The 24430-nt window shown below is 59.4% G+C and carries 24 protein-coding genes and 2 pseudogenes; 14 read left to right on the forward strand and 12 right to left on the reverse strand.

From position 1 onward, the window contains the following. Positions 1-444: 444 nt before the first annotated feature. Positions 445-645, reverse strand: a pseudogene (locus J7I86_RS22690) (hypothetical protein); the annotation flags it as partial. A gap of 273 nt (positions 646-918) precedes the next feature. Here J7I86_RS22690 and J7I86_RS07080 point away from each other — a divergent pair. Together J7I86_RS07080 and J7I86_RS07090 are read left to right on the forward strand one after the other, a co-directional pair. Continuing rightward, positions 919-1377: an SRPBCC domain-containing protein gene (locus tag J7I86_RS07080; protein WP_214818138.1), complete on the forward strand. Its 459-nt coding sequence runs from the start codon at positions 919-921 to the stop codon at positions 1375-1377. Between the two features lie 594 nt (positions 1378-1971). Continuing rightward, positions 1972-3351, forward strand: a complete 1380-nt coding sequence (locus J7I86_RS07090) for a TrkH family potassium uptake protein (protein ID WP_286179459.1) — start codon at positions 1972-1974, stop codon at positions 3349-3351. 361 nt (positions 3352-3712) lie between these two features. On the opposite strand, the gene J7I86_RS07095 is transcribed toward J7I86_RS07090, so the two are convergent. The 7 genes from J7I86_RS07095 to J7I86_RS07125 all read right to left on the reverse strand — a co-directional run bounded on the left by J7I86_RS07095 (position 3713) and on the right by J7I86_RS07125 (position 8640). Further along, a complete protein-coding gene (locus tag J7I86_RS07095; protein WP_214818143.1) occupies positions 3713-4162 on the reverse strand; it encodes a cupredoxin domain-containing protein in 450 nt (149 codons plus the stop codon). Positions 4163-4204: 42 nt separating this feature from the next. Next, positions 4205-4831, reverse strand: coding sequence for a hypothetical protein (locus J7I86_RS07100; protein WP_214818146.1), 627 nt, complete (start codon positions 4829-4831; stop codon positions 4205-4207). Positions 4832-4874: 43 nt separating this feature from the next. Then, a complete protein-coding gene (locus J7I86_RS07105; protein ID WP_214818158.1) occupies positions 4875-5558 on the reverse strand; it encodes a sortase domain-bontaining protein in 684 nt (227 codons plus the stop codon). A gap of 33 nt (positions 5559-5591) precedes the next feature. Then, the gene (locus J7I86_RS07110) at positions 5592-6365 is read right to left on the reverse strand and encodes a hypothetical protein (protein WP_214818160.1); all 774 of its coding nucleotides are present in this window, start codon (positions 6363-6365) and stop codon (positions 5592-5594) included. Between the two features lie 128 nt (positions 6366-6493). Continuing rightward, positions 6494-6970 (reverse strand): hypothetical protein, encoded by a 477-nt coding sequence (locus J7I86_RS07115; protein WP_214818162.1) that lies wholly within the window; start codon positions 6968-6970, stop codon positions 6494-6496. After that, complete coding sequence (locus J7I86_RS07120) at positions 6967-7332, reverse strand: cupredoxin domain-containing protein (RefSeq protein ID WP_214818164.1); 366 nt, start codon at positions 7330-7332, stop codon at positions 6967-6969. The genes J7I86_RS07115 and J7I86_RS07120 overlap by 4 nt, the downstream gene beginning before the upstream one ends. Before the next feature lie 363 nt (positions 7333-7695). Next, a complete protein-coding gene (locus J7I86_RS07125) occupies positions 7696-8640 on the reverse strand; it encodes an alpha/beta fold hydrolase (protein WP_214818166.1) in 945 nt (314 codons plus the stop codon). Positions 8641-8803: 163 nt separating this feature from the next. Between J7I86_RS07125 and J7I86_RS07130 the strand changes: the two genes are divergently transcribed. Continuing rightward, positions 8804-9301, forward strand: coding sequence for a MarR family winged helix-turn-helix transcriptional regulator (locus J7I86_RS07130; RefSeq protein WP_214818180.1), 498 nt, complete (start codon positions 8804-8806; stop codon positions 9299-9301). 62 nt (positions 9302-9363) lie between these two features. Here J7I86_RS07130 and J7I86_RS07135 read toward each other — a convergent pair whose 3' ends face one another. Continuing rightward, the gene (locus tag J7I86_RS07135; protein WP_214818183.1) at positions 9364-10023 is read right to left on the reverse strand and encodes a GntR family transcriptional regulator; all 660 of its coding nucleotides are present in this window, start codon (positions 10021-10023) and stop codon (positions 9364-9366) included. Between the two features lie 80 nt (positions 10024-10103). Here J7I86_RS07135 and J7I86_RS07140 point away from each other — a divergent pair, with 80 nt between their 5' ends. The 8 genes from J7I86_RS07140 to J7I86_RS07175 all read left to right on the forward strand — a co-directional run bounded on the left by J7I86_RS07140 (position 10104) and on the right by J7I86_RS07175 (position 18463). Next, complete coding sequence (locus J7I86_RS07140) at positions 10104-10901, forward strand: sulfite exporter TauE/SafE family protein (protein ID WP_214818185.1); 798 nt, start codon at positions 10104-10106, stop codon at positions 10899-10901. Then, a complete protein-coding gene (locus tag J7I86_RS07145) occupies positions 10882-12225 on the forward strand; it encodes an amidohydrolase family protein (RefSeq protein ID WP_214818195.1) in 1344 nt (447 codons plus the stop codon). Before J7I86_RS07140 ends, J7I86_RS07145 begins: the two co-directional genes overlap by 20 nt. A 113-nt stretch (positions 12226-12338) precedes the next feature. Further along, a complete protein-coding gene (locus J7I86_RS07150; protein ID WP_286179460.1) occupies positions 12339-13544 on the forward strand; it encodes an MFS transporter in 1206 nt (401 codons plus the stop codon). Between the two features lie 5 nt (positions 13545-13549). Continuing rightward, positions 13550-14248: a fumarylacetoacetate hydrolase family protein gene (locus J7I86_RS07155; RefSeq protein WP_214818212.1), complete on the forward strand. Its 699-nt coding sequence runs from the start codon at positions 13550-13552 to the stop codon at positions 14246-14248. Then, positions 14245-15135, forward strand: a complete 891-nt coding sequence (locus J7I86_RS07160; RefSeq protein ID WP_214818214.1) for a polysaccharide deacetylase family protein — start codon at positions 14245-14247, stop codon at positions 15133-15135. Before J7I86_RS07155 ends, J7I86_RS07160 begins: the two co-directional genes overlap by 4 nt. 224 nt (positions 15136-15359) lie before the next feature. Further along, the gene (locus J7I86_RS07165; protein ID WP_309476684.1) at positions 15360-16271 is read left to right on the forward strand and encodes an alpha/beta hydrolase; all 912 of its coding nucleotides are present in this window, start codon (positions 15360-15362) and stop codon (positions 16269-16271) included. A 528-nt stretch (positions 16272-16799) separates the two neighbouring features. Continuing rightward, positions 16800-17195 (forward strand): hypothetical protein, encoded by a 396-nt coding sequence (locus J7I86_RS07170; protein WP_214818218.1) that lies wholly within the window; start codon positions 16800-16802, stop codon positions 17193-17195. A 104-nt stretch (positions 17196-17299) separates the two neighbouring features. Further along, positions 17300-18463 carry an acyltransferase gene (locus J7I86_RS07175; RefSeq protein ID WP_214818221.1) on the forward strand — a complete coding sequence of 388 codons (1164 nt, stop codon included), beginning with the start codon at positions 17300-17302 and terminating at the stop codon, positions 18461-18463. On the opposite strand, the gene J7I86_RS07180 is transcribed toward J7I86_RS07175, so the two are convergent. Beyond that, a complete protein-coding gene (locus J7I86_RS07180) occupies positions 18438-19142 on the reverse strand; it encodes an SGNH/GDSL hydrolase family protein (protein WP_214818224.1) in 705 nt (234 codons plus the stop codon). The genes J7I86_RS07175 and J7I86_RS07180 overlap by 26 nt on opposite strands. Positions 19143-19655: 513 nt before the next feature. On the opposite strand from J7I86_RS07180, the gene J7I86_RS07185 reads away from it, so the two are divergent. Continuing rightward, on the forward strand, positions 19656-20027 hold the full coding sequence (locus tag J7I86_RS07185; RefSeq protein ID WP_214818227.1) for a hypothetical protein: 372 nt from the start codon (positions 19656-19658) through the stop codon (positions 20025-20027). Between the two features lie 596 nt (positions 20028-20623). Here J7I86_RS07185 and J7I86_RS07190 read toward each other — a convergent pair. After that, positions 20624-22036 carry an O-antigen ligase gene (locus tag J7I86_RS07190; RefSeq protein ID WP_214818230.1) on the reverse strand — a complete coding sequence of 471 codons (1413 nt, stop codon included), beginning with the start codon at positions 22034-22036 and terminating at the stop codon, positions 20624-20626. A gap of 637 nt (positions 22037-22673) precedes the next feature. Between J7I86_RS07190 and J7I86_RS07195 the strand changes: the two genes are divergently transcribed. Together J7I86_RS07195 and J7I86_RS22695 are read left to right on the forward strand one after the other, a co-directional pair. Next, on the forward strand, positions 22674-23420 hold the full coding sequence (locus tag J7I86_RS07195) for an alpha/beta fold hydrolase (protein ID WP_286179549.1): 747 nt from the start codon (positions 22674-22676) through the stop codon (positions 23418-23420). 85 nt (positions 23421-23505) lie between these two features. Beyond that, positions 23506-23911 (forward strand): annotated as a pseudogene (locus tag J7I86_RS22695) (UTP--glucose-1-phosphate uridylyltransferase); the annotation flags it as partial. 18 nt (positions 23912-23929) lie between these two features. On the opposite strand, the gene J7I86_RS07200 reads toward J7I86_RS22695, so the two are convergent. Further along, positions 23930-24190: a VanZ family protein gene (locus J7I86_RS07200; protein WP_309476685.1), complete on the reverse strand. Its 261-nt coding sequence runs from the start codon at positions 24188-24190 to the stop codon at positions 23930-23932. Between the last annotated feature and the right edge of the window lie 240 nt (positions 24191-24430).

Consider the following 24430-nt stretch of genomic DNA (forward strand, 5'->3'; position numbering starts at 1 on the left):
GGGCTGGCTGGGTCTAGGAGGGCTCGGGGGCAGGTGAGCACGCCGCCGGTGCCTCGGCGAACATAAACCAGTCGGGGAGCGCTGCGGTGTAGGCCTCACGAACCTGCGGGTCCTTGGTCGCTGTCCAGTCCACGGTGGCGGGTAGGTGTTGCCCCAGTGATAAAGGGACATGCCGACCCAGTCCACTGATTCATCTCCGGGGTAGTAGGGCGCGTATGGATCATCAGCACCCGTGATTGTTCCGTCTTTGTCGGTGTCCAGGGTCGCGAAATCAGGGGAACCGGCTGCGGCTTCGTTTTGGCCTCCACTGAACGGATACCCACCCCCGTAGTTCGGTGCCCACATCATCGCGCTGCCAGCTGCCTTGGAGTGGACCGCATCAGCCACGCGTTGATAAGCAGCCACGTACGCTGCCGGTTGCTGCCCCCAGGCGTACCAAGAGCCGTTCATCTCGTGGGCGAACCTCACGATCACAGGGACGCCTGCGCTGTTGAAACGGGCCAGCGTGGATGAAAGTTCGTTAGCTACCTCCGTGGTCGCTGAAGCCGGCCCTTGTTTGGGCTCCAGGGTGAGGAGCATCGTTCCGCCATTGCCGCGGATTTGCTCGAAGGTGGCGTCGACGTTCCCTCTATAGTTATCTGACATGGGAAAGTCGGTGAAGGTGACCGTGACTGCCGGGCGGTGACCCAGGTTGGCCGCATATTGCTCCAGAGTTTCGTGCTCCCAGTCCAGGTTCACGCCGGCAGGGATTCCGTCCTTCGGCACCAACGGAGGCGTGGGCTCACACACCGGGAGCGGAGTAGTTGACGTGCCCGGCTGTGGGCCGGCGCAACCGGCCACACAACAACGTGCCGGTAGTGATCACAGCGCCGCTGTAGCATCGAAAGCACACCGCATTTCGCGCGTTACGAGACGGAAATGTCTGAAACACCTGAAGGTACAGCTACCACAACTAGTAAGACATTCAGCCGTGAAACCCGGGTCTCCACCACCATCGACGCGCCCCCGTCCACTATCTGGCGCCTCCTCACTGACGCCAAAGGCTATCCCGCATGGAACTCCACCGTTGTTTCGGTGGATGGTGAGATCGCTCCGGGGTCGAAGATCAAGCTGGTCTCCACACTGGATCCGAGCCGTACTTTCAAACTTAAGGTCAAAGAGTTTCAGGCACCCACCAAGCTTGCGTGGGGTGACGCCCTTGGGACCAGGACTTACACCATCACGGATACCAATGATGGCCGGTCCCGGGTTGAAATGAACGAGAAAATCGGCGGCCCGGTCTTTCCGCTCTTTGCCTCAAAGATCCCGTCCTTCGACGCCAGCTTCACCCAATTCGCGGCAGACCTGAAAACGGCGGCCGAAAAGGCCGCAGAATAATGCCGAAGAAGGCCTCCTACGGAACAAACCTGTAGCCCATGCCCGGCTCGGTGATCAGATGCCGGGGGTTGCCCGGCTCTGTCTCGAGCTTGCGCCTGAGCTGCGCAAGGGTTTGGTGATGTAGTCGTCAGCTCCAGCGCCAGGGCCTCCACTTTGTCGCTGGATCCATGTCTGGCTGACAAGACCAGAAGGGGTAGGGAGCTCCACTCCCGCACCATGGGTTGGAACCGTTCCGGATGAGGCCGGGATCTTCCTTTGCCGCGCCAGCGAGCCGTCGGCCACTGGAACGTCCTTTCATCAGAGCCCCTTTCGCGGGGCTGATGTCAGTCAACTCCTGCAAAAGTGGCGAAAAGGCGTTCCTTACGGTTCCTTAATGCGGACGCCGCAAATCTTGATGCGCTCTTAACGGGTAGGCGTTAAGGATTCGTCAAGAAATCCGCTTTTCGGTCCGGTTGGTTCCTCATCGGTGCTATTTTCGGCACGGGTTGTGATGCTGAAGATCTGCCCGGAAAGGGATCCAGTGTTTAAACATCCTTGCGGGAGTGCCTGATGACGCGCGCCCCGGAAAGACTGCCCGCGGTTGAACGCTCCAAAATGAGCCGCAATCCGGTGCTGCAGGCTCTATTCCGCGAGGGCGAGCGCCTGAAGGTGTCCTTGCTGCATCCGGTCCGTTCGGTGCCTCTGGCGTTCTTGGCCGTCATTATCCTCGGCGCCTGCATACTGATGCTGCCCATCGCCCGGACAGGCGACACGGATGACATCGTCACCACGGCTTTCTTTACCGCCGTCTCGTCTGTCTGCGTCACTGGCCTGATCACCGTGGACACTGCCACTTTCTGGACCCCGTTCGGGCACGGGGTAATCCTGGCGCTCATCCAGGTAGGTGGTTTCGGGATCATGTCCCTGGCAAGCCTGCTCGCCTTGTTCGTGCGCAAGACCATCGGCCTGCGCGGCCAGCTTGTGGCGCAGTCTGAAACCCACACCCTGAACTTCGGAGACGTTAAGTCCGTGCTGTTCCGGGTTGTAAAGATCATGGCCGTCTTTGAGGCCATCACAGCGCTCATCCTGACGGCACGTTTCTGGATCGCCTATGACCCCAACCTCGGCACGGCCCTGTGGCACGGGATGTTCCACGCCGTCTCCGCCTTTAACAATGCAGGGTTCGCACTGTACAGCGATAACCTCATCGGTTTCGCGGAAGACCCGTGGATCATCGTGCCCATCTGCGCCGCCATCATTGCCGGAGGACTCGGTTTCCCGGTGATTATCCAACTGATAAGGAACCCTCTCGGGTTCAAGAACTGGACCATTCACCTCCGCTTGACCATCTTCGGTTCCCTGCTGTTGCTGGCGGTGGGCATTGCCCTTTTCGCTGCCTTTGAGTGGAACCGCCCAGAGACGCTGGGGCCGCTAAGTCCTGGCGGAAAGATCCTGGGCTCACTGGGTGGTGGAGTGTTCCCCAGGACGGCTGGATTCAACAGCATTGACTACGGGGCAGCCACACCCGAAACCCTGATGATCACCAACATTTTGATGTTCATTGGCGGAGGCAGTGCAGGAACAGCCGGCGGTATCAAAATCACCACTTTCCTGGTTTTGGGTTTTGCGATTTGGAACGAAATCCGAGGCCGCGAGCAAGTCACCATCGCTCACCGCTCCATCAGTTCCTCCACCCAACGCCAAGCTCTCACCGTCGCACTGCTGGGTGTAGGAGTAGTCATCCTTGGGACGCTGTTGCTCCTCATGTCCACCGACTACAGCCTGGAAAAAGTGCTTTTCGAAACCATCTCCGCGTTCGGAACCGTAGGCCTGAGCACGGGAATTACCTACAACTTGCCTCCCACCGCCGAATGGGTACTGATGGCCTTGATGTTCGCTGGCCGTATTGGGACCGTCACCGTTGCCTCAGCCATCGCCTTGGCATCCCGGCCAAGGCTGTTCCAGCTGCCCGAAGAGCGGCCCATCATCGGCTGACTTGTCGCACCCCGAAGCAAGTAGCCGGCGCTCGGATAAGGCCGAAAGACGAGTACTCACTACTCGTGCTCGGAATGCACCCAAGGGGCTTTACTGAACTCAGCGGCTCAGGAACGACCTCCAATAAACCCCCAATAGTTGGCGGTTGTACGAACCGCGGGCCGGGGCCGGACACGGTACCCAAATACAGTTGTCCGGCCCCTCGCCGTAACTAATTGTCGCGCTGAGGCACCCTAACGGCCCGCGGAAACCAGCCCCGACTCGTACGCCAGAATCACCGAATGTGCCCGGTGACGGATAAGCGGTTGATCGTCGACGACGAGAACGGTCAGGGTCAGTTTCACCCCTATATCCTTTGTCGCTACTTCACGGTGAGCGTGCCTTTCATGTTGGCGTGGAAGATGCAGTGGTAAGGGTAGGTCCCGGGTGTGGTGGGGGCGGTGAAGGTGGCGGTGCCGGGCTTGATGGTGAGATCAAACGCGCCGGGAGTGTCGGCGGTGAGGCTGTGGGCTTCGATGTCTTCGTTGGTGACTGTGATGGTCGTTCCGGGATTAATAAGTTGGGTGTCCTGGTACTTGAAGCCTTTGATCAGGATCTCAGCGGCGGCTGCCGTCGAGGGGTCCTCACTGGATGGCGAGGGGGTTGCTTCGAGTGTGGCGGCAGGAGCTGACGGGAATTCTTTAGTCAGTGTGGGAGCCGCTGTCGCGTCGGAGCCTGACATGCCGTTATTACCGCAGCCGGAGAGGATCAGCGTGACTGCTGCTGCTGCAGTGAGTGCGAGTGTGCTCACCGTTTTGGTGGTCTTTTTCATGGGTGAACCTTTCATGAAACTGCCGGGGGAGGTCGTCCAGGGTCAGGGGTGTTCGATCCAGCAGGCCAGGATGGTGGTGGAAAGTTGGTAGGCCAGGGCGTTGCGGGTGATGTTCTCCGGCCCGACGGTGGCGGGCAGTCCTGAGGCGTCTACGTGCAGGACGAAACTGTCTTTTTGGAAGACGGCTGACCCGGCTGCGGTTTCGTAGGCGGGGAAGCCGAGATTTGCCAGGCCCTCGATGGGCTTGGCGTCTTTGGCCAGGGCCTTTTCGACGTTGAAGTGCGTCAGCGCGGCTGCCTTGTCTTTAGCTTCTTTGACGGAGATTTTCAGGGCGCCTTGATCCAGGTGGTAGGTGCAGGTGAAAGTGCTGTCGGCCCAGTCGTTGATGGTGTGGGGTTTGGTGTCCAGTTTCAGGATTGAGGTTAGCCGCTCCATTGGCTGGTCTCCGCAGACCATCAACGATGCCTCGCTTGGACCCTCGGCTGACGGTGTCTCCTGCTGTGGCGTGCTTTGGCCGTGGTGTCCGTTGGCGTGCCCTGTTCCGGTGGAGGACGGCGATGTACCAGCCTCAGCACCAGTATCGGGCGCGGTAGCGGCATTTGCGGCACAGCCGGGGAGCAGCAGGGATGCCAGGGCCAGCGCTGCCAGCCGATGGTGTCGGTTGTTCATGTCGTGTCCGTCCTTCAGCCGCCCCGGGGGAGAGGCAGTATGGTCAGGCGATGAGTTTGGCGTAGATGACGTAGTTGTCATCGAACTCTCCAGTGGCGGGGTTGTAACCGTCGCAGGTGATCAGGCGCAGTTCGGAGCCGGAGGTGTTGCCGTAGACCTCGAGGGTGGGGAAGCTGTTCTTGCTGTACTTGGCTCCGCGGTACACGGCGAACACGGCAGTGGCGCCATCGGCGCGTGTAACGCTAATCTGATCACCGTTCTGCAGTTTCTGTAGGTCCGCGAAGACACCTGTGTGCCCGCCGAGGGCGTTGACATGGCCGAGCATCACGGAAGGTCCACGTTCTCCTGGTGTGGGAGAACCGTTGTACCAGCTCGCGGGTGCCCCGTTTCCGGTGTCCTGTGGAACCTGCAAGGATCCGTTCTCTTCCAAGCCCAGGTGCAACAACTGCGATGTGACCCTGATCGAGGGGATTGCCAAGGTGACCGGTGCCGAACCGGGAAGCACGGCTGGTAGCTGCTCCGCTGGCGTGGCTGCGGGCGAAGGCGCAGCCGGCATCACCGGTGGGGGAGGCGGCGCTGTTGAGGGGCTAGGTGCTGCAGTAGAAGTCGGCGGGGCGCTCATTGCGGGAGCGGCCGGCGTGTCGGTGTTTGCTGGGGCGCAGCTGGTCAGGAGAAGAAGCCCACCTACCGCGGACGCAAGGAGACGTCCGCGGTAGGTGGATTTCATGGTTGTCACAGTGATGATCCGGTCAGCTTGTGCTTAGGCTGCTGACTTGGCGTTGCGCTGCCGCCGGACCACATAGGCGCCGCCGGCAAGTGCTACCAATGCCAGGCCGCCGCCCAGTGCGATGGCTCCTGCGTCGTTGCCTGTTTCCTGGGTAATGCCGGTGGCAGCGCCACCTGCGGGCATTTTCATCTGGCCTGCCTTCAACGTTCCACACAGGGCCGGTGATGTTGCTGCCAGCGGAAGGGTGGGAGCAAGATCGGACTTTGCAGCCTGGCCAGCTGCGCTGAGAGTCGCGGGGTCAAGACCATGCACCACCACAACAGCAGTACCGGCTTCCAACGCTGCCTTCGTTTCAGCGTTCAACTCGAACGTGCGGTCAACCGTGTAGGCAGCTCCCTGCCCGCCCACCTTCAAATCCAAACCTGCTGCCGGGCTGGTGTCACCACTGGTGGAAAGCGTGGTGACAATGCCACCGTAGAACGGTGCGCCCTCGGTGGTGGAGATGACCTGATCGCCGTCTTTATCAGCTGACGGGTCCGGGCAAGTGCCTTGAGCTCCGCCGTGGATGTGCTGAACGTGCGGGTACGGGGCGTCCATGAAGGTCGCCGGCATGCCTGAAACGTTCAGGACAACATGGGCCTGGTTGCCGGTGACATCAACGGAGATGCTTCCGGAACCGGCGCTGCCGTTGAGCTGGCCAAGTGTTGCCTGGTAGGAGTTGTCCGCGGCCATCGCCGGGGAACCGAAAAGGGCCAGTGCGCCCACTGCAAGGGTTGGTACTGCCATATAGCGGAGTGTCTTGTTCATTGGAAAAATCTCCTCATACACGCGCGGTGTGATGTTGGCGCCCCAAGGATAGGGGTCACCGGGTATTCGGCACCGATCACGTAACGGATGGGTCCTAAAGTGACGCTGAGCACAGTTTTCTCGGGGGCTCACTCAGCGGGCGTCGGAGTGGACGCTGGCATGCGGCGACGTCGTGGCTTCTGGCGAGTCTTGCGAACCAAGGCGTATTCGAGGATCGCTAATCCACCCGCCGCAGCTTCGGCCACCGCGGTAATGACCTTGGCCGTGTACCAGACCGGTTCATACATTGACGGCAGCGGACCGATCGCAGGGACTTGGATGTACCGGTACACGATCACTGCGGCCAGAGAGGACAGACCCACAATCGCCGCGGCCGCAAAGGACGCCCGTGATCCTCTCAGCAGCACAACTACCGCCGTCAGGATCGCCGCTCCGGCCTGGACCAGGAACAGGGTCCCTTGGCCGATGCCGCCCGGTGCGGCCTGCTGATAGGTGGGCGCAAGCTGAATGTGGATGACAGCGCTGACGCCCAGGGCAGCGGCGATGACAATCCGCAATGCAAGAAACCGCCCGGAATCAAGGGTGAGTGACCGCCGCTTTCTCATTTCACTGCCAGCGTTCCGGCCATTTGCGGATGGAACGTGCAGGTGATCGCGTACTCGCCGGGTTCGTCCGGGGCCTTGAAGATCACTGTGGCACCGGCGGGCACGTCAACGTCGAAACCGCCTTTGCCTTTCGCGGTGACAGTGTGCGGGGCGCTGTCGGTGTTGGTCACGGCGATCATCGCCCCCGGCCGCACCGAAGCTGGAACCTCAAACCCGAAGTTCTTGATGGCAATGCTTGCCTCCCACGCCGCCGAAGCGGAGGGGGATGCAGCAGACGACGGCCCGTTGGGTGGAGTGCAACCGGTCATCATGGCCATTCCGGCAGCCGTGGCAAAGATTAGGATCCGATGGGTGCTTCTCATGACATACCCCTTCATCCAGGGATGTCCTTTACGTCGCCGGACGGCGCACGTCATCAGGAACTACCCTGCACCCACTCTTCGTAGCCAAGAGCCAGAAGGACTGCCCACCACGAGCAACGGTAGAGATCAATGAGCGGGACGTGTTCCCGATCTTATGCGGATCGAGTATCCCACTGGGCGTCACATGTGGGGCCGTCCGGCTGTGAACCTACCGTACGTCGTTTTGGCCACTCCGCGGAAACCAGCCCCGAGTCGTACGCCAGAATCACCAAATGCGCTCGGTCGCGGACGTCCACTTTGGTCATGATCCGGTTCACGTGCACACTCGCTCACACCTGTGGAGCGCATGCGCGGTGGTCCGGATCAGCGTGATGACAAGGTGTTGAGGAACGACGACGTAGCTTGGGTAATCAGTGGCGAATGTGTGCGGTGGAGGTAATGTTCGCCGTCGATTGTGATCATGCGGCTCTTGTCCACGCTTGCGGCCTGCCGCTGGTGTAGATCAACCCAACCCTCCACATCGATGTTCTTGGTCCGGACAAAGAGCAGCACGGGGAGATCTTTCGGGAAGGTCATCCCGCTGACTGCTTCGAAGTTAGTGGGCGCGTTGTCTACCTCGTTGAGCAGCGTCGGCGCGGCTGCATTCTTGGTGGTCAGCAGATTCAGCTGCCTTCTGGTTTTCTCGTCATAGGGACCTCCCGCGTACGGGTCTCCGGTGATCGACGTGAGCACGCGGGTGATCCCGAGGTCCTTCAGAACCGCTATGGCATCGGTGGGGACCCGTTCGTTCCAGCCTGGCTGCTTGGGAACGCTGGTGTCGATGCCGACGAAGGCCCTTACCTCATCGGGGTAGGTGGCGCTGTAGGTGAGGGCATAGATACCGGCCATTGAATGACCCATGAGTACATAGCGATCAATCTCCAGGTACTGGAGTGCCTCGTGAACCTCGCGGGCAATGTTCGAGCCAGTGCGCGCGGTCCCGGTCTGGTCACTTAGACCCGTGCCAAAGGGTTCCACAGCAATGACACGATATTGGGCTGCAAGCTCTTGGATTAGCGGCTGAAAATCCAGTCCCGGTGCGGCGGTGCCGAGGCCGGGCATCAGGACAATCGTTTCGCTGCCTTGGCCGCTGACCACTACGTTCATGTGCTTGCCATCGACTGGAACCAATTGCCCATAGGAGGTGATCTCCGCCGCTTCCGCGTTCGTTGCAACAGCGTTGACGGTGGCTGTTGTCGCCAAGAAGAGCAGGGGAATCGCCACAATAATGGCAAGCGTGATGAGCATGACTCGTCGTAACTTTCGCATGGGCTCATTTCAGATTGACGGAGCGCTGGTTCCGCTGTGGTGGAAACTACGAGGGCTTAGCCATCGCGAGCGGTACTAGTAGTAATTTGCTAAGTACTTAGCAAACATAGCTAAGGACTTAGCAAACATAGCTAAGTACTTAGCTAATGGCTAGTCTGGCTTTATGAACGATCCAGTGGAAGTCATCCTCAAGCAGTGGGGCCGGGAGCGTCCGGACCTCGATGCGTCCCCGATGGCCGTGATCGGCAGGCTTGCGCGCGTTGTTAAGCGGTTCGATGAGCGGCTGTCACGCTCTTTTGGAGAGCACGGTTTGGATTCGGCCAGCTTCGACGTCCTAGCTGCGTTGCGCCGATCGGGTGCTCCGTTTGTTCTGAGTCCCAAGGACTTATCAGGAGGCTCGATGGTGACCACGAGCGCCACAGCGCAGCGACTCAACAAGCTCGAAAGTGAGGGCCTGGTGAGCCGGGCGCCGAGTGTGGTTGACGGCCGGATGAAACACGTACAGCTCACCGATCGGGGTAAGGAAATCATCGACGACGCCCTGTCCACCCACCTTCAGACGGAGCATGCTCTGCTACAGAACTTGGATGTCACCGAGCGTCAGGTGCTGGCAGCGCTGTTGGCCAAACTCGACCAAGAGCCCGAGTCTGACGCCGCCTGAAAATCCGCTGTGCTACTTGCCGGCACCCCTAGTCGTTACCCTCTAGCCATTAGGTCGCGGGATTATCCAGGTTCATCGAAGACGCGTTGCGCGTCCCGTATGTGGGCCTCGGAGAGGCTCCGTGCAGCCGTGACGTCTCCGGCTGCGATCGCGCTCGCAATGTCCTCATGCTGCCTGGCGGCTTCCTTGGCCCACTCAACGTGCTCCAGATTCATGGCTGTTGATACCGCAAGCCGTGCTATGGCCCTTCGGTGCGCCTCAGCCAGAAATTCATTGCCACTGGCATCCACAATCAGATCGTGGAACCGCATGTTGAGCCTGCTGGAGGCGCGGGCGTCTCCGCTCTCCACCGCCTCCGCAAACTCACGGGCCGCGTCCTTGAGGCTGGTGAACCAGACGGGGGCGATCAGGCCGTCTCTAGCTCGTGCGGCAGTAAGTTCGGCGGCGAATCCTTCGAGGTTCCGCCGCAAGTCAAACAACCGACGCATGGCCTCGTGATCCAGTCCTGAAACCACGACGCCGCGGGCTGCCGGTGTGACCAGGCCTTCGGCCAGCATGCGGCTGAGTGCTTCGCGAACGGGAGTCCGGCTGATTCCCAGTTCCTCCGCCAGCGCAGCTTCCGGCAGCCGGTTTCCCGCGGTGTAAGTGCCATCAAGAAATCGGGACCAGATGACGTCGTAGGCCGAACGGGTTGATCCTGTAGTTCCGTTATCTCCGGTCATGAGATCAGCATACTGCGCATGCAAGTTCACTATTGCATTCATTGCATACACTGCGTACATTGAATGTGGAGGTGAAAGGAATGGAAGCTACATCGGTATTACTTTTGGCGCTGGCTGGAGCCACCGCCGGAGCGATCAATGCAGTTGCCGGCGGTGGCTCCCTGGTCACTTTCCCGGCCCTGCTTGCACTCGGCTATCCGCCGGTCTCGGCAAACGTCATCAACACGGTCGCGGCACTTCCCGGTTATGTGGGCGGTGCGTGGGGATACCGCCGGGAGCTATCCGGACAGTTACGCCGTGTCCTGGTGTTGGGGGCGGTTACTGTCGCTGGAGCGATTCTGGGATCTGCGCTTCTACTGCTCGGTCCGGAATCCACCTTCGTGGCCGTGGTTCCTTGGCTGGTGCTCGGATCCACGCTGTTATTGGCTGCCCAACCGTGGATAGCCAAGATTTCCTCTGCCGGCAATGGAAGGTCGCCTGGTGGGGCGCCAGATGTTCCACATCAGGAACGCCTTCGTTGGCCGGGACTTGGTCAGTTGGGAGTAGCGGCCTATGGGGGCTATTTCAACGCGGGTCTCGGAATCATGATGCTCGGAGTTCTCGGAGTAGCACTTGATGATCGGCTCGCAAGGCTCAATGCGCTCAAGAGCGTGCTGTCGGCTGTTGCAAGCGGAGTATCGCTGGTGTTTTTCACTATCTTCGCGACCGTCGCTTGGCCTGCGGCGCTCGTGCTTGCCGTAGCGGGTTTGTTCGGTGGATGGGTAGGTGCCGTGCTTGGTCGCCGGCTTCCGTCAGAACTCCTGCGCCGGTGTGTTGTCATTTTTGGCCTTGTCATATTCGTCGTCCTTTGGGTGGATCATGCTTCCTCAACGCTCTAATTTGCTCCTGCAGAATGCTTACGTTCTGTCCCTCGATCCATATGTCCCTGAGGGTGTGGCGGACGTCCTGATTCGCGATGGTTCCATCGAAGCGATAGGACCGCACCTGCCGCTCCCGGACTTTGTGAAGGTCATTGATGCGTCCGGTAACCTCGCGTTGCCCGGGTTCGTTGATACGCATTGGCACCTGTGGAATTCCTTGCTGCGTGGCACTGTTGGCGACTCTCCGGGCCGTGATTACTTCTCGGTCAAACGGGGACTGGCCCCGCACCTACGTACGGACGATTTCTACTGGTCGGCACGGTTTGCCCTCGCCGAGGCTGTCCAGAACGGCATTACCACCGTGCACAACTGGGACCACAACGTCCGCGGTGCCGAGGACGTGGACGCCAACATCCAGGCCCAACTCGACTCGGGAGTACGTGGACGGTTTTCCTACGGACCCCGGGATTCTTCCGCCGCTGACGAGCCCATGGATTTCGCCGGGTTGGACGCGGCGAGGGCCCGGTGGACGGCGGAGCGGCTGGATGATCGAATCCACTTCGGCGTCGCGTTGCGCGGCCCGTACCGTACCTCTACTGAACTGTCCCACTTTGAATGGCGCTCGGCTCGGGAACGCGACGTGCCCATCACCATGCACTGCGACCGGTGCATGCGGGAACCCGGGTGTAAGTCGTGCGGTCTGACCAGGCTTGACCGCGAGGGCTTGCTCGGGCCGGATGTGCAGATCGTGCATGCTATTCACGCTTCATCGGACGATATCGCGGCCGTTGCACGAACAGGTACAAGCATTTCGGTCAGTCCTTTGTCTGAAATGCGGACCATGGGTTTCCCGCTGGTAACCGAGTTCCTGGAGTCCGGCGCGCTGACGTCTCTTTCGATCGACACGCTGGCGATGCCGGCAAACGCGGACATCCTTGCAACCCTTCGCGCCCTGGTGTCCGTGGAACACGCTCGCACCGGACGTGCAACCTTGACTCCACGGATCGCCCTCGAGATGGCCACCGTACGTGCAGCGCGCGACCTCGGAATCGAGAACGTCACCGGATCCCTACGCCCCGGGAAGCGAGCCGACCTTGTCCTCATGGAAATGTCCCATACGTCAATGCTCCCGAGCGGTGACCCGGTGGAAAGCCTGATTTACCACGGCACGTCCAATGCGATCCAGATGGTCATTGGCGATGGTCGAATCCTGCTCAGTGATGGCAAGCTCGTGCAACCATCTGCCCGGCAGGCAATTCAGAGCGCAGGCCAGCGACGCGACGATCTAGTCCGGCGGGCTCGCGACGCAGGAACTTGGGAAGACGAAACCGCACTCACATAGGAAGGCAATCAACGATGATCAGCCAGAATCACTCGCAACCACTACCTACACAACGGCCACCCGACACAGGTCAGCCAGCCAAGGGAGCCCCGAGCTCCAAAGCTGCTCTGCTCATGTTCGTCCTCATTTTGCTCGCGTATTCGGTCAATGCAATGGACCGAATGGTCTTTCCTGTCCTCTTGAGCGAAGTCAGATCCGAGTACAATTTCGGGCTCCCGGAAGCGGGACTGCAATCAACCCTCTTCGCCCTGGGCATGGGACTCACGGGCATCCCGGCCGGTATCGCTCTTAGAAGGGTGAACCGCAAATACGTCCTCGTGGCAGGGACTGTTCTCTTTTCGGTGGCGACCATTCTCACCGTCGTAAGTTTCGGTTTCTGGGACATGCTGGCATGGCGAGTCCTCAGCGGGGTTGGAGAAGCCCTGCAACTCGTCGCGATCCTTACAGTGGCCACTCATGCTTTTCCACGCCACCGAGGCATTGCCATCGGTTCAGTCAATGTCGCTTTCGCCACCGGCGCCCTGATTGGGCCCAATCTCGGAGTAGCGCTCCACCAAGCCTATGATTCCTGGCGCGCCCCGATGATCGCATTCGGAGTCATTGGTGTTGTAGCGGCAGTCCTCGTCATCGTGTTCGTGCGTTCTTCCTTTACAGAGCAAAAAACAGCTCACGAGGTTGTCCACTACGTTGGCGGTGCAACAAGCTTCCTGAGTCGAAACCCGCTCATCCTCGCAGTCATCACGGTGATGTTTGGGCTCATCGACTTCGGCTACATAGGTATGTACGCCAGCTTCATGATCGAACACCTCGGACTCAGCCAAGCCGACGCCGGTTTCGCGATGGGCCTGTCAGGGCTCGCTGCATTTGCCTCGCCTCTGGGCGGTTGGTTGGTCGACCGGCTGACCCCGAAGATTGCCATAACGGCACTGAGCATTGCCCAAGCTGTGTGCGGCATTGCCTTGTTCGCGGGTCCTGCAACGCTCGCGTGGCAGGCCACATGGTCTTTCCTTTTCGGTCTGGTTGCCAGTTCAGGACTGTACGTCGGCCTGGTCGCTTCCCTCGTCAAGAGCATGAACGAGACGCACTCTTCACGGGCATCCGGCCTCTTTACAACCTGCATTTACACTGCGGCTGGCTTCGCCGGCCTCGTGTTCAGCCTCTTCGTAGGGGAATTCGGATGGAGCACAGCCGGTTTGATCCAAATTAGCGGCCTATCCATCGCCTCTGCGGTTCTTGCTCTTGCCTTGCGCAACCAGGAGTTCAGCAAACTTGCCCCCGTCGATCGAATAAGCACCCCACAACCCAACATTCAGGAGTAAGAGACATGCAGGCACTTTGGACAGAAGCCCCGGTATTGGTCCAGGTCGTAGGCACGGACTCCGGCTTCCCTGTGCGCCGGATCTACTGCGTCGGAAGGAACTACGTCGATCACATCCGCGAAATGCGAGAAGGCGACGAACGCGACGACCCCTTCTTCTTTCAGAAGCCAACGGACGCGATCGAGGTGGACGGATCAACGATTCCCTATCCACGGGCAACAGAAGATTTCCAGTTTGAAGGTGAACTCGTCATTGCTGTCGGGAAGCGGATGCGGAACGGCGATGCTGCGGGGTCGATGGAAGCCATCTATGGCTATGCTGCAGGAATTGACCTGACCCGCCGTGATCTGCAGAAAGCCTCCGTTTCTCAGTCCCGCCCTTGGGAACCCGGTAAATCATTCGACAGATCCGCGCCGTGCGGCCCTATTCTTCCCAAGGACTCCATCCAGAATCTCGAAGACGGAACCCTGGTACTTCACGTCAACGGCGAAGAGCGGCAACGTACAAGTCTCCAACTGATGATCTGGTCGGTTCCCGAAATACTTGCCCGACTCAGCGAGCTCTACACGCTCGAACCTGGAGACCTGATCTTCACGGGCACACCCGCAGGTGTCTCGGCCGTGGGCCCCGGCGATCGCATCAGCGTGGAAGTCACGGGACTTCCGACCCTCAGCATCACCATCACCGACCAGGAGGAATCATGAAACCGAGTGAACGCATTGACTACAGCGCTATCGTTGACCGCCCACGACGCCTACTCCCGGACGGAAAGAAAGTAGCTGTTTGGGTCATCGTCAACATCGAAGAGTGGAATGACGACGAAGCCATGCCCCGCACGGTGCTCACACCCCCTGCGGGCGGGATCCCCACGCCCGACGTCCCCAACTGGTGCTGGCACGAATACGGAAACAGGACCGGATTCTGGCGTCTCCTGAAAACACTGGACAAACACGGCATCCCTGTAGCGCTTGCCATCAATGGCAAAGCGGTAGCGACCTACTCCGCTATCTCGGACGCCGCCATCGAGCGGAACTGGGAGTTCATTGGACACGGTTTTGGGCAAAAGAACATGCAGAAAGTGCCCGATGAGCGGGAGGACATTCGTCTCACCACTGAAGCCATACGCAAAGCAACAGGCCATGCACCGCGTGGCTGGCTCGGTCCCGGACTGACTGAGACCTGGGAGACCCCTGACATCCTCGTCGAAGAAGGGTACGAGTACGTCTGCGATTGGGTCCTTGACGATCAGCCGGTGGAACTCCGGACAAGAACCACGCCCATCACGAGCATCCCCTACACGCAGGAATGCAACGACGTGGCAATGATGCTCATCCAACACCATCCCGCCCGAGAGTACCTCCAACGAGCAAAGGATCAATTCGACCAACTGGCCGAGGACGCCGAAGACTCCGCGAGGGTTATGGCCCTGGTGGTGCACCCGTACATCATGGCGGCACCTCATCGGCTGAAGTACTTGGACCAGGCTCTCACACACATCCGCGCCGATGAACGATCAGTCTTCATGACAGGCGGGCAAATACTGGACTGGCACCGCCAGACCTCAACGCACGAGACTATGGCAACCCTGTAAACGGAACTTTTGGAGGTTACCAAAGGAAAGATTAGGGGCGACGGCGGAAGGACAGTATCGCTGCCGTCGCCCCGGCGGATGATTGGCGTGTACCGCGAAAGTAGTACTTAAGTGAACACCTGGGGGTGACGCGCAAGGCGCCGCGGCAAGCGAGGCTGGATCCTAGGGGCACACGGTGTGCCCTGGGAGAGGCACGATTGAAGAGGTCTGTTAGGAAGTTGCTCGTGGCCGTCACCGCGGTAGGTGCCGTGCTGGCGGTCGGCTTGGCCACCACCACTGTGGTGAATGTGGTGGCGAGCGAGGGGGAGAGCCACCGGATCGAGTCTTACGGTCAGAGGGTTGCGGTGGACGGTCGGGAGATGAACGTCCTGATCACTGGGGCAGGGCCGGAGAATGTGGTGCTTCTGCCGGGGTTTGGAACGTCGTCGCCCGTCCTGGATTTCGGGCCGCTGGTCAAGGACCTCGCCACCGACCATCGAGTGATTGTGGTGGAGCCCTTCGGCTACGGCCTCAGCGATGGCACGGATAGGGAACGGACCACCGAGAACATCGTGCAAGAAGTTCACGGTGCACTTGAGGCGCTGGACCTTGACCGCTACACGCTGATGGGTCACTCCATCGCCGGTATCTACGGGATCGAATACGCCACCCGCTACCCGGACGAAGTGACGGCGTTCGTGGGCATCGATACGTCCGTCCCCGGACAGCCGGGCATGGACACCCAGTTCCCCACGGGCCTGATGTCCGCTGCGAAGAACCTTGGCCTGCTGCGCATTATGACCGCTGTGGCCTACGCCAACGACACCTCCGAGAACTACACCGACCACGCCCGTGAGCAGATGCAGATGCTCACCAACCGGAACGCCCTCTCACCCACGTACCTCAACGAGATGGGCCACATCAAGACCAACTTCGAGCGTGCGCTTGGCACGGGCTTCCCGAAGGAGTTGCCGCTGCTGCTGTTCGTGGTCGCGGAGAACAAGAAGACCCCGGAGTGGCTCGAGCTGCACCACAGCCAGGCCGCGAGCGTCAACAACGGCACCGTGGTTCCCCTCCCCGGAGAGCATTACCTCCACCACACCCACTCGGGGGAGATCGCTGATGGGGTTAGGGAGTGGGAGGCAGGGCGAGGGTAGGCCGGAAGCGGTCGCGGAGGGGGCAAGACGGACGACGGCGGTGCTACCGCTGGCTTATGCGGTGGGCGGGCCGTTCGGGTTGACGAAGAAAGGTGCCTAATTGTCCGGAGCTGACAATTTGTCTAGCTTCACGCCACGGCACGTAATGCCACTTACGCCCCTAAGGATGTAGTCGATGCTACCCCTCGACTTACGCCACTCAGGCGAAGCAGGCCAATGTCACCCGCCGTCTTGGCGCTCTGCTGAGCACTTCCCCGTAGCCAACCCGGGGCATATGGCCGCACACTCTTTCCAACGGCACGGACGAGGCGATGAACGCTCACTGCCGCCACATACTCACCAGCGACACAACCGAAGTGCACGTGGTCTACGTAAACGCCAACACCCCGGCAGGAGCGGAAGCGGGCCAGGTAACCAGATCACGGTCACGTCCTCGATTGAGCTTGCTGACGGCACGTTCCTGCCGGTGATGTTCCGTGGTGTCCGCGCCGTCGTGATCGAGTCTGGAGCCTTCGCCGTGTCTGACCGGTGACGCTGGACCTGCCCAATGGGACGGCCATCCGGTCCCGCACCTACGTCACGATGTCAGGGAAGTTCCCTCGTGGCCACAAGGGTTCCTTCGTGGGAACAATGGGCGACGGCGCGGAGATTGGGCTGTCGGGTGCTATCACTGACAGGTCGCTGGTGGTTGGCAACCTTGCCTCGGCACCGGCCGTTGACATGTGCGACCGCTACAAGCGAATCATCATCCCGGGCGCCGCCGCTGCGAGCGTTCTGTACCTGGGGCAAATCGCGGCCTACACGTCAGGAACATCTGTAACTCTGAGCCCAGCGCTCGGCACCACTGTCAGCGGCGTAAGCGGAACAGTGTTCGACCTGATGACCAATGACGGCGTGCACCCGTTCAACCCAGCGCAGACCTGATGGAAACTGCCGTTAACACGTCCCTGCTGACGCTTTCGTAGTTACTAAGACTTGTAGGGGACCGGTAGCCGATAGGCAAGTCTGATCCACTAGACTCAGCCCTCATGGGGAAAACTCGCACCGCATCAGCGCGGATACCATCGCTTGACGGCCTTCGAGGCGTCGCAGCGTTTGTTGTTCTGATTAGTCACATCATGCTCACGTTCCCGGCTTTCGCCATTGCCGTCTATGAGACCGGCACCACGCTCACGCCGGGAACGTGGGACTGGTGGATCACATATACCCCGTTGCACATGGTTTGGGCCGGACATGAAGCCGTCTACGTCTTCTTCGTCCTCAGTGGCTTTGTCCTGACGTTGCCGGTCATAGCCAGGGAATCTTACTCGTGGCGGCAGTATTACCCCAAGCGTCTCGTCCGGCTCTACGCACCTGTGATAGGCGCCGTGGTCCTCGGTATTGGTTTCGTATTCCTAGCGCCCCGGGACGACTCCGCAGGGCTCGGGCCTTGGCTGCGAGACCGACCCGTAGATCCAACGCTATGGGGAACGCTCAAGGACATGACACTTGTAGCCGGACCATCACGACTCATCAGCCCACTCTGGTCGCTTCAGTGGGAAATCCTCTTCTCCCTCTTGCTGCCTGCTTACATTCTGTTCGCTGTCCGCCAGCGACGGATGCTTCCAATCAAGCTGACCGTCATCTTATTGGTGGTAGCAGCTGGATGTATCACGGGCCAACAAGCCCTTATCTATATGCCGATGTTCGCGATAGGTTCACTCATGGCCGAGCACATGAGCTCCCTGGGAAACTGGGCGCGACAGCTAGGCGGGATTGAATGGGGTGCACTGTTTGCCACCTCCACCATTCTTGCTTCAACGCGGTGGACGCTGCCGGCCATCACAGCCGACGAGAGGGCCTCCAGCCTAGCCACCGTTCCCGCCCTGGTCGGGTGTGTCGGCATCGTCGTAACGGCAGCCTACTGCCCAGCAGCGAAGAACATTCTGAACACCCGCTTGGCACAGTGGCTAGGGCTCGTATCATTCAGCCTGTACCTTACCCACGAACCTATCGTCATTGCGCTTGCGTTCTTCTTCGGGCCGGGCGGGTCCTGGCTTGTGGCCTTAACGGCTATACCCACATCGCTAGCAGTCGGCTGGTTGTTCTTTCTCGCCGTGGAACGTCCAAGTCATCGTCTCGCGCAACGTGTTGGTAAGGCATTCTCAAAGAAAGCAGAGCCGGAGCTCACTGCGACACTTGCTCGGAGGTAAGTCGGGCAGCAAGCAGCTTAGCGTACCGGGCGTGGCCATCCTCGGTCAGGTGAAGGTTGTCCGGAAGGAACGGAAGGTCCCAGTCGAGAGCCGAAACGTAGCGGCGTCCGTGGTGCCCTGCGGCGGTCGCCAGTGCCGAATCGACCGTTTCAATGCCTTGCCGCGCCGGTGCCCTAACGGGCCCTACCAACACGACGTCATGCACTGACTTCAGGTCCTCCAGCAATGCACTAGCCGCGGCCTCAACGTCTGCCGAGTTGGCAGCAGTGTCGTTCAATCCGCCTTGCACGATGGCCAGCTCCGGTGCGAGATCAAGGATCGGCCCAGTGCGCGAGGAAAAAGCTTGGCCGCCGCAGAACCCCTCACCGGTGAAGCCGGTATTACCTATTCCATCGGCGTAGAGAGTCCAGCCTTGGTCGTGAGCAAGATCGAAGACCCACCCGGCTGATCGGTCTTGAAGCTTTTCGCCCGCAGTGTAAGAGTCCCCCAAAACGGCGACACGCTTACCGCCGACGCCTGCCACCGCGAAATCCCCTCTGGTCTCCAGCCATCCAGACACGGCAGCGCAGTTACGCTCGTTGGAGGAGGCGACCTGCCACTGTCGGATACCGATGGCGCCAACGACAAGGGCAAGGACGGCGACGCCAGCGATCAGTCTGCCCCTGGCGCTCTTCATCATGACATCAATCCAACGCGTCCTTACTGACGCTTTAGTAATTGCTGGGGTCTTCGGACTTTCGGAGGCCGGCCGCCCAGACCCCAGCAACACTAATAACAGCCATGACCAAACCGAGCGCGGCCAGAACCATCATCAGCACTGGTTCCGTGGTGTGTTCCTGGATTCGATGGCGCAAAGAATAGCCAAAAAAGAAAAGCCGATAGCATCCCACGTAAGAACACGTTGCTTGCTAATCCCCCAGAAGTCATGAGCCCAGTGTACGGGCTACAGTCTTCTGGACGGCCAAGACCGAACAGATGGGGAACCACGAGAGACAAAGCGGGTAATCTCTACGCCGGCATAGGCGGTGCAGTGTCTGGCTGGTGCGGCGGGACGCTCGCCTCCGGAATTCCAACCGCCTTCGCCGGATGGAACCTGGTCCCAGGTCTCCTCATCGGCGCAGCGACCCTAATAGGGCTATATGCGCTGATTGGTCTTTTCACCGGCTGGTGGTTCCCCGGAAGGAAGTCGACCTTGGCGGCAGTCATAGACGAAGCCAAGGCGTTGAGCGCTGATATAGCATCGTGGATGAAGAGCTGGGAATTTTCGGAACCATCGGTATTTCGTCGTCCTGATGTGCGGGATGAAGCAGTGAGGCACGAGATGTGGGTAGCGGAGACTGAAAACCGGGATCACCACAGTAGCAAAATGAAAGCTTCGTGGAGCCAGCTCTTCGCGGTCCGAGCCCTGGTCAGTTATGACCGCCTTGTGGCGCATGGTGCCGAGCCCATCGAGAACGGCGATCGGTTTCACATCGAACACCCAACAAATCCTTTAGGAATGCGAAAAGTCAGCGAGGTTCTAGGGGTAATGGCCTCCCAGCTGGAAGCGCGCACCTCGTCCTAGCTCATCGGGCAGAATATGCCGGTTACGTAATACTCGCGTCGCCCCATCAGGCTATCGCCGCCGCAGCCGCCCCCCCACACTGGAGACCGGAGGCTTTTGTCGTTACCGCTGAGCTTCAGGCAGGGAGTATATGGCAGCTAGCCCTTCCTGCCCGTATTTGATCTGGTGTTGGACGCTTTCTGGACTGTCCTTCTAGGCCTTCGCGTGAAGCTGGTGTGCGGGTCTAAGGCCCGCTGATAGGACTGAATGGGCGTCAAAGCGTTCCTTGAGGTAACGTCGGCGATGAGCGTGACAGTACTTCTTCCGGATCCGACAAAGAACCTGACGCCGGAACAATCTGCTGCAAAACAGGTCGTTGGAAAATACGCATGGAGCCACCTCGTTACGGCGTAGGTGAGGGTGCGCCTCGGAGTTCAACAACTCGGAGGCGCACCGTCGCTACAAACACCGAAGCTACCCCGATGCCGCCGGAGGAAGTCAGAAGTGCCGCTGCTACATGGCAATAAATACTCTTCGACAAACAACGCCGGATTCGGCGAGGGTAGGAGAGGTAGAACAGGCGCAACCTCAGTTGCGCAGCTCTTATAGTTCCCCGTTTAGACCGTCTCTTTTACCATGTGTCGGTAGGCGTCGCTCAACACGGGAGTGGCGGGCGGTTGTTCGACCTTTGGCGTTTGATTGACAGCCAGCCCGGCGAAGAAGAAGACCAGGAAAGATACGGGCAAGGTGTCAATTGCAGATCCGGTGAGGCCAAGCCCAATCAGTGCTGCGAAGGACACGAGGGTGAGGCGACCGCCAGCGGAGTGCCAGTTGGTGGTGCGGATGAGCCCAACACCGAGAGCTAGCCACGTTGCTGCCCCGATCAGGCCCCCTTCCACAAGGATTTTGAGGAACATGTTGTGCGGGGTTACGTGGAAGCCCATCGCGAACGCCGGGCCGAGAGTATCACCAGCGGACCCGGCGCCCATGCCGATCAGTGGAAACTCTTGGAACATGGCTATCCCCTTTGCGTACTGAGGAAGCCTGTTGAGGAATCGGTTGTCTGAATCGAAGTCAAAGATGGACAGCGCCGTGTCGGCAAGGGTGGGCGCTTGCGTGAAGACAACGAAGCCGACAGCTATAGCCAGAACTGCCCCTGCGATAAGTCGGCCTAAGAACTTGCCGATACTGGGCGAAACAAGCACGAGCGCTACCAGCATGAGAGCGACACCGATGTAGGCAGAGCGGACCAGCGTCAAGTACAGGGCGAGGGTACCCACGACCAAGGCGATAAGCGCTGTGAATCGGTGCACTTTTATCTTGACGAGCCCCCACCCCATGAGCAGCATCCCGGCTAGAGCAACGTGGAACGGTCCAGCGAACACGCCTTGAAGGCGCTTCTTTCCACCGATGAGGGATGTGTACTCATCTGCGCTGCGGTTCACCAAGGCCTCAAGGGCTGGGATAAATAGGAACGCGATAATGGACACCCCGAGCGCCAAGATCAGCACACGGACTACCACGAGTTCGAAAGAACCGATGAGGTTCTTCGGGATGGCGCAACCGGCGATGACACCAGCAACGCAGAACGCAGTCTTCCGGAAGCCAAGGAGCCCTGTCGCCACGTCTGGGACATTCGGATGGAACATCAGTGCGGCCCATAGGACCAAGATGGCGAACGCCGCGCCAACAACGAACTTTCCTCGCCTCTCGGCAGCTGGCACCTTGAGCCACGCAATTATGGATGCCGCCACAGCAACGCCCTGCACAGCAAGACTCACTGTAGATGGCAGGAGGCTTGAGAACATGAATGCCACGATCAGGAGCATCAAAAGCTTCGGCGTTTGATTCTTCCTCTGTGGTAGCAGCAACCAAGTGCAGACACCAGCGAAAGCGACAACACCCACGCCCGCCACCAGAGACTCATTGTTGAGGACAACGGCAGCAACGGTCACCAATCCTGTTGCGGCAAGCCCACCGAGAACCCAGGCAGCGCTGTTACCGTCTATTTTTTTGAGAGTTGTCCCCATGCCGCAATTGTACGGTGCCCCAAGAAGAGCAACATAGGACCGGTTATGAGTACCTTCATAAACGACCCTTAGTTTTTGGCGACGTATAGAAACTCCTGCGAGGTTTCGGTGCTGGACGGCTACCCGAGCGAACCGGCCCTCGGGTAGCCGTCCAGCACGAGTGCCAGCCCTTGCGGGGCGGATGGCTACAGCAGGTGGCTCAGTGACTTCTGGAAGCTAGTGATTGGTCAGAACAAGAGCGACGGTCGCGATTGTAACGATAAGCAACACTGCCAGCCCGGTGTAGGCCAGCCACTTTAACTTCGTCTTGTGGGGGTTGATGTCGACGTAAGGCAAGCGCGGTCCTTTCAGTGAACGGCACGTTCTGGGGACGTAAAAGTGATCGATCCGTGCACCGTGGCCGGGGTAGTGGCACGCCCCTGTTTTGGGCAACAGTGGCGTGGGGCGTGCCACCCGCATCATCATAAGGCTACTTTCCAACATTCCTGAATGTTTCATTGTGAATTGTCATGCCCTGTTTCATTTCCAGCGGAAAGGCCTTCAACCTCAAGCCAAGAGCCTAGAAGCGTACGCTAGAGGAATGAAGTCCGATGTCTGGACTGTCCCTTTGCGCACTGGAATCAGGTTGACCTGTTTCATGCAAGGCACTGGTGGATCGATCCCTTTGCTCCTGTTGCATGCATGGGGCGAGTCTTGGCGGAGTTTCGAGCGCTTGATCCCGTCACTGCCAACATTCAATATCCTCGCCCCCGACTTTCGTGGCCATGGTCTGGCAGACAAGCCGGCATCTGGCTACTCACTTAAAGATATGGCTAAGGATGTGGCCGCCTTGTTGGATGCGCTTGGTGTTGAAAGTGCGCATGTCCTTGGGTCGTCTAGTGGGGGATATGTGGCGCAGCAACTGGCGGTCGACTACCCGCAACAAGTGGTATCGCTGATCCTCGTGGGCGCACCGCTGAGTCTGAATGGAAAACCACCGTTCGCGGAAGAGGTGGATTTGCTTAGGGACCCCGTTTCAGAGGATTGGGTCCGCGAGTCCTTATCTTGGTACAGGTTGCTGCACTCTGTCCCAGCCTCCTACATCGAAGACCGTGTGCAGGACGGCCTCGCTATGCCGGCGGCCATCTGGAAAGCTGCCCTGAGAGGCTTCTACGAGGCCGTTCCGCCCACGGAATCAGGCAGCATTTCGGTTCCCACGCTTATCCTTTGGGGTGCCCATGACCATTTGGTACCCCGGCTGCATCAAGAGACTCTCGCTGAGCGCATCTCAGGCTCACGGTTCAAGGTCTACGAGGATACCGGTCATCTGGTGCTGTGGGAATGGCCGGAGCGTGTGGCCGAGGACGTTGAATCGTTTCTTGCCAGGCTCCCCAAACCTGACTAGCGTCAGATCTTTTCCCTGCCGGGGAGCATCGTGCGAGAAGCTGTCATTCCAGCTGCGGGATTGAGAACACGCTTCCTGTCTGCCGCTTTGCGGTTGCCAGCATGTCGGGAATGAGGCCTTCGCGGTTCTCTTGGGGGATGACCTTATCGACGGTCGTGAGGAGCTCCTAACCACGATGATGGTGGTTCAGACTGAAACCGGCAGTTCGCTGGTGGTTGATCTCATTGAGGTGGAACCCTCCCAGATGAGCGCCCATGGGTGCGGGGACATTTAGGCAATCTCTGGCCATGACTTTAAGGGCGTCGGCAGTCTGGTTGAAAAACTTAGCGTCGAGGATGCCCCGTCAAATTTAGCGGTCTGGTTGTTACGTCCTTCCCCCGGCGGTCTTCGAGGTACTTGAAAACACTGGGCTAGGACGTGGAGGGGAAATCCGGCTGACTGAGGCGTTGCGGACGCTTGCTGCTGCTGAAGGCGTAGATTCAGGGACCTGGTTTCGTCTGTTATGAGACCTAAGCATTCGCAGGTGCAGCCGCTATGCTCCGAGTTAATAGGGATGCCGATGCGATCCCAATGACAGCACCCACGGTATTTGTGACTACATCCGACAAGCTGGAAAAACGCGCTGGAATGAAGAGTAGCTGACCAAGCTCCATGGCGACTGAGGTCAGTGCACCGACGGCAGCCAACTGCCACCAGGTCTTTTGGGGCAAAGCGATAGCAACAAATAAGCCTAGCGGAATGAACATGAGCAGGTTGGCGCAGGCTTCCACAAAGTTGTACCCTAACTACGCTGGCGCCCCATGGCTGTGCAAATAACTCAACACTTCTGCAAGCGTGCCTTGTATTGGCTTGTCTACCGGTGCTGGCCAGAATCCCATCGCCGCCAGACAACCCAAGTATCCTGCCAAGGCAATTCTCCAAAGGAGTGGGTTTTCAAGCGTTACCTTAAGAAGTTCGGATTAGGGCCCAGGCAGTAACGCCCGCGGCGGCTACGACTAGCACTCCCATCG

Origin of the sequence: Arthrobacter sp. ISL-95 (assembly GCF_018613695.1) — a bacterium.
Classification (GTDB): Bacteria; Actinomycetota; Actinomycetes; order Actinomycetales; family Micrococcaceae; genus Arthrobacter.

Excerpts from the sequence above, each read along its gene's own strand:
- J7I86_RS07080 (WP_214818138.1), top strand. The coding sequence starts at position 919 with ATGTCTGAAACACCTGAAGGTACAGCTACCACAACTAGTAAGACATTC.
- J7I86_RS07090 (WP_286179459.1), top strand. The coding sequence starts at position 1,972 with ATGAGCCGCAATCCGGTGCTGCAGGCTCTATTCCGCGAGGGCGAGCGC.
- J7I86_RS07095 (WP_214818143.1), bottom strand. The coding sequence starts at position 4,162 with ATGAAAAAGACCACCAAAACGGTGAGCACACTCGCACTCACTGCAGCA.
- J7I86_RS07100 (WP_214818146.1), bottom strand. The coding sequence starts at position 4,831 with ATGAACAACCGACACCATCGGCTGGCAGCGCTGGCCCTGGCATCCCTG.
- J7I86_RS07105 (WP_214818158.1), bottom strand. The coding sequence starts at position 5,558 with ATGAAATCCACCTACCGCGGACGTCTCCTTGCGTCCGCGGTAGGTGGG.
- J7I86_RS07110 (WP_214818160.1), bottom strand. The coding sequence starts at position 6,365 with ATGAACAAGACACTCCGCTATATGGCAGTACCAACCCTTGCAGTGGGC.
- J7I86_RS07115 (WP_214818162.1), bottom strand. The coding sequence starts at position 6,970 with ATGAGAAAGCGGCGGTCACTCACCCTTGATTCCGGGCGGTTTCTTGCA.
- J7I86_RS07120 (WP_214818164.1), bottom strand. The coding sequence starts at position 7,332 with ATGAGAAGCACCCATCGGATCCTAATCTTTGCCACGGCTGCCGGAATG.
- J7I86_RS07125 (WP_214818166.1), bottom strand. The coding sequence starts at position 8,640 with ATGCGAAAGTTACGACGAGTCATGCTCATCACGCTTGCCATTATTGTG.
- J7I86_RS07130 (WP_214818180.1), top strand. The coding sequence starts at position 8,804 with ATGAACGATCCAGTGGAAGTCATCCTCAAGCAGTGGGGCCGGGAGCGT.
- J7I86_RS07135 (WP_214818183.1), bottom strand. The coding sequence starts at position 10,023 with ATGACCGGAGATAACGGAACTACAGGATCAACCCGTTCGGCCTACGAC.
- J7I86_RS07140 (WP_214818185.1), top strand. The coding sequence starts at position 10,104 with ATGGAAGCTACATCGGTATTACTTTTGGCGCTGGCTGGAGCCACCGCC.
- J7I86_RS07145 (WP_214818195.1), top strand. The coding sequence starts at position 10,882 with ATGCTTCCTCAACGCTCTAATTTGCTCCTGCAGAATGCTTACGTTCTG.
- J7I86_RS07150 (WP_286179460.1), top strand. The coding sequence starts at position 12,339 with ATGTTCGTCCTCATTTTGCTCGCGTATTCGGTCAATGCAATGGACCGA.
- J7I86_RS07155 (WP_214818212.1), top strand. The coding sequence starts at position 13,550 with ATGCAGGCACTTTGGACAGAAGCCCCGGTATTGGTCCAGGTCGTAGGC.
- J7I86_RS07160 (WP_214818214.1), top strand. The coding sequence starts at position 14,245 with ATGAAACCGAGTGAACGCATTGACTACAGCGCTATCGTTGACCGCCCA.
- J7I86_RS07175 (WP_214818221.1), top strand. The coding sequence starts at position 17,300 with ATGGGGAAAACTCGCACCGCATCAGCGCGGATACCATCGCTTGACGGC.
- J7I86_RS07180 (WP_214818224.1), bottom strand. The coding sequence starts at position 19,142 with ATGATGAAGAGCGCCAGGGGCAGACTGATCGCTGGCGTCGCCGTCCTT.
- J7I86_RS07190 (WP_214818230.1), bottom strand. The coding sequence starts at position 22,036 with ATGGGGACAACTCTCAAAAAAATAGACGGTAACAGCGCTGCCTGGGTT.
- J7I86_RS07195 (WP_286179549.1), top strand. The coding sequence starts at position 22,674 with ATGCAAGGCACTGGTGGATCGATCCCTTTGCTCCTGTTGCATGCATGG.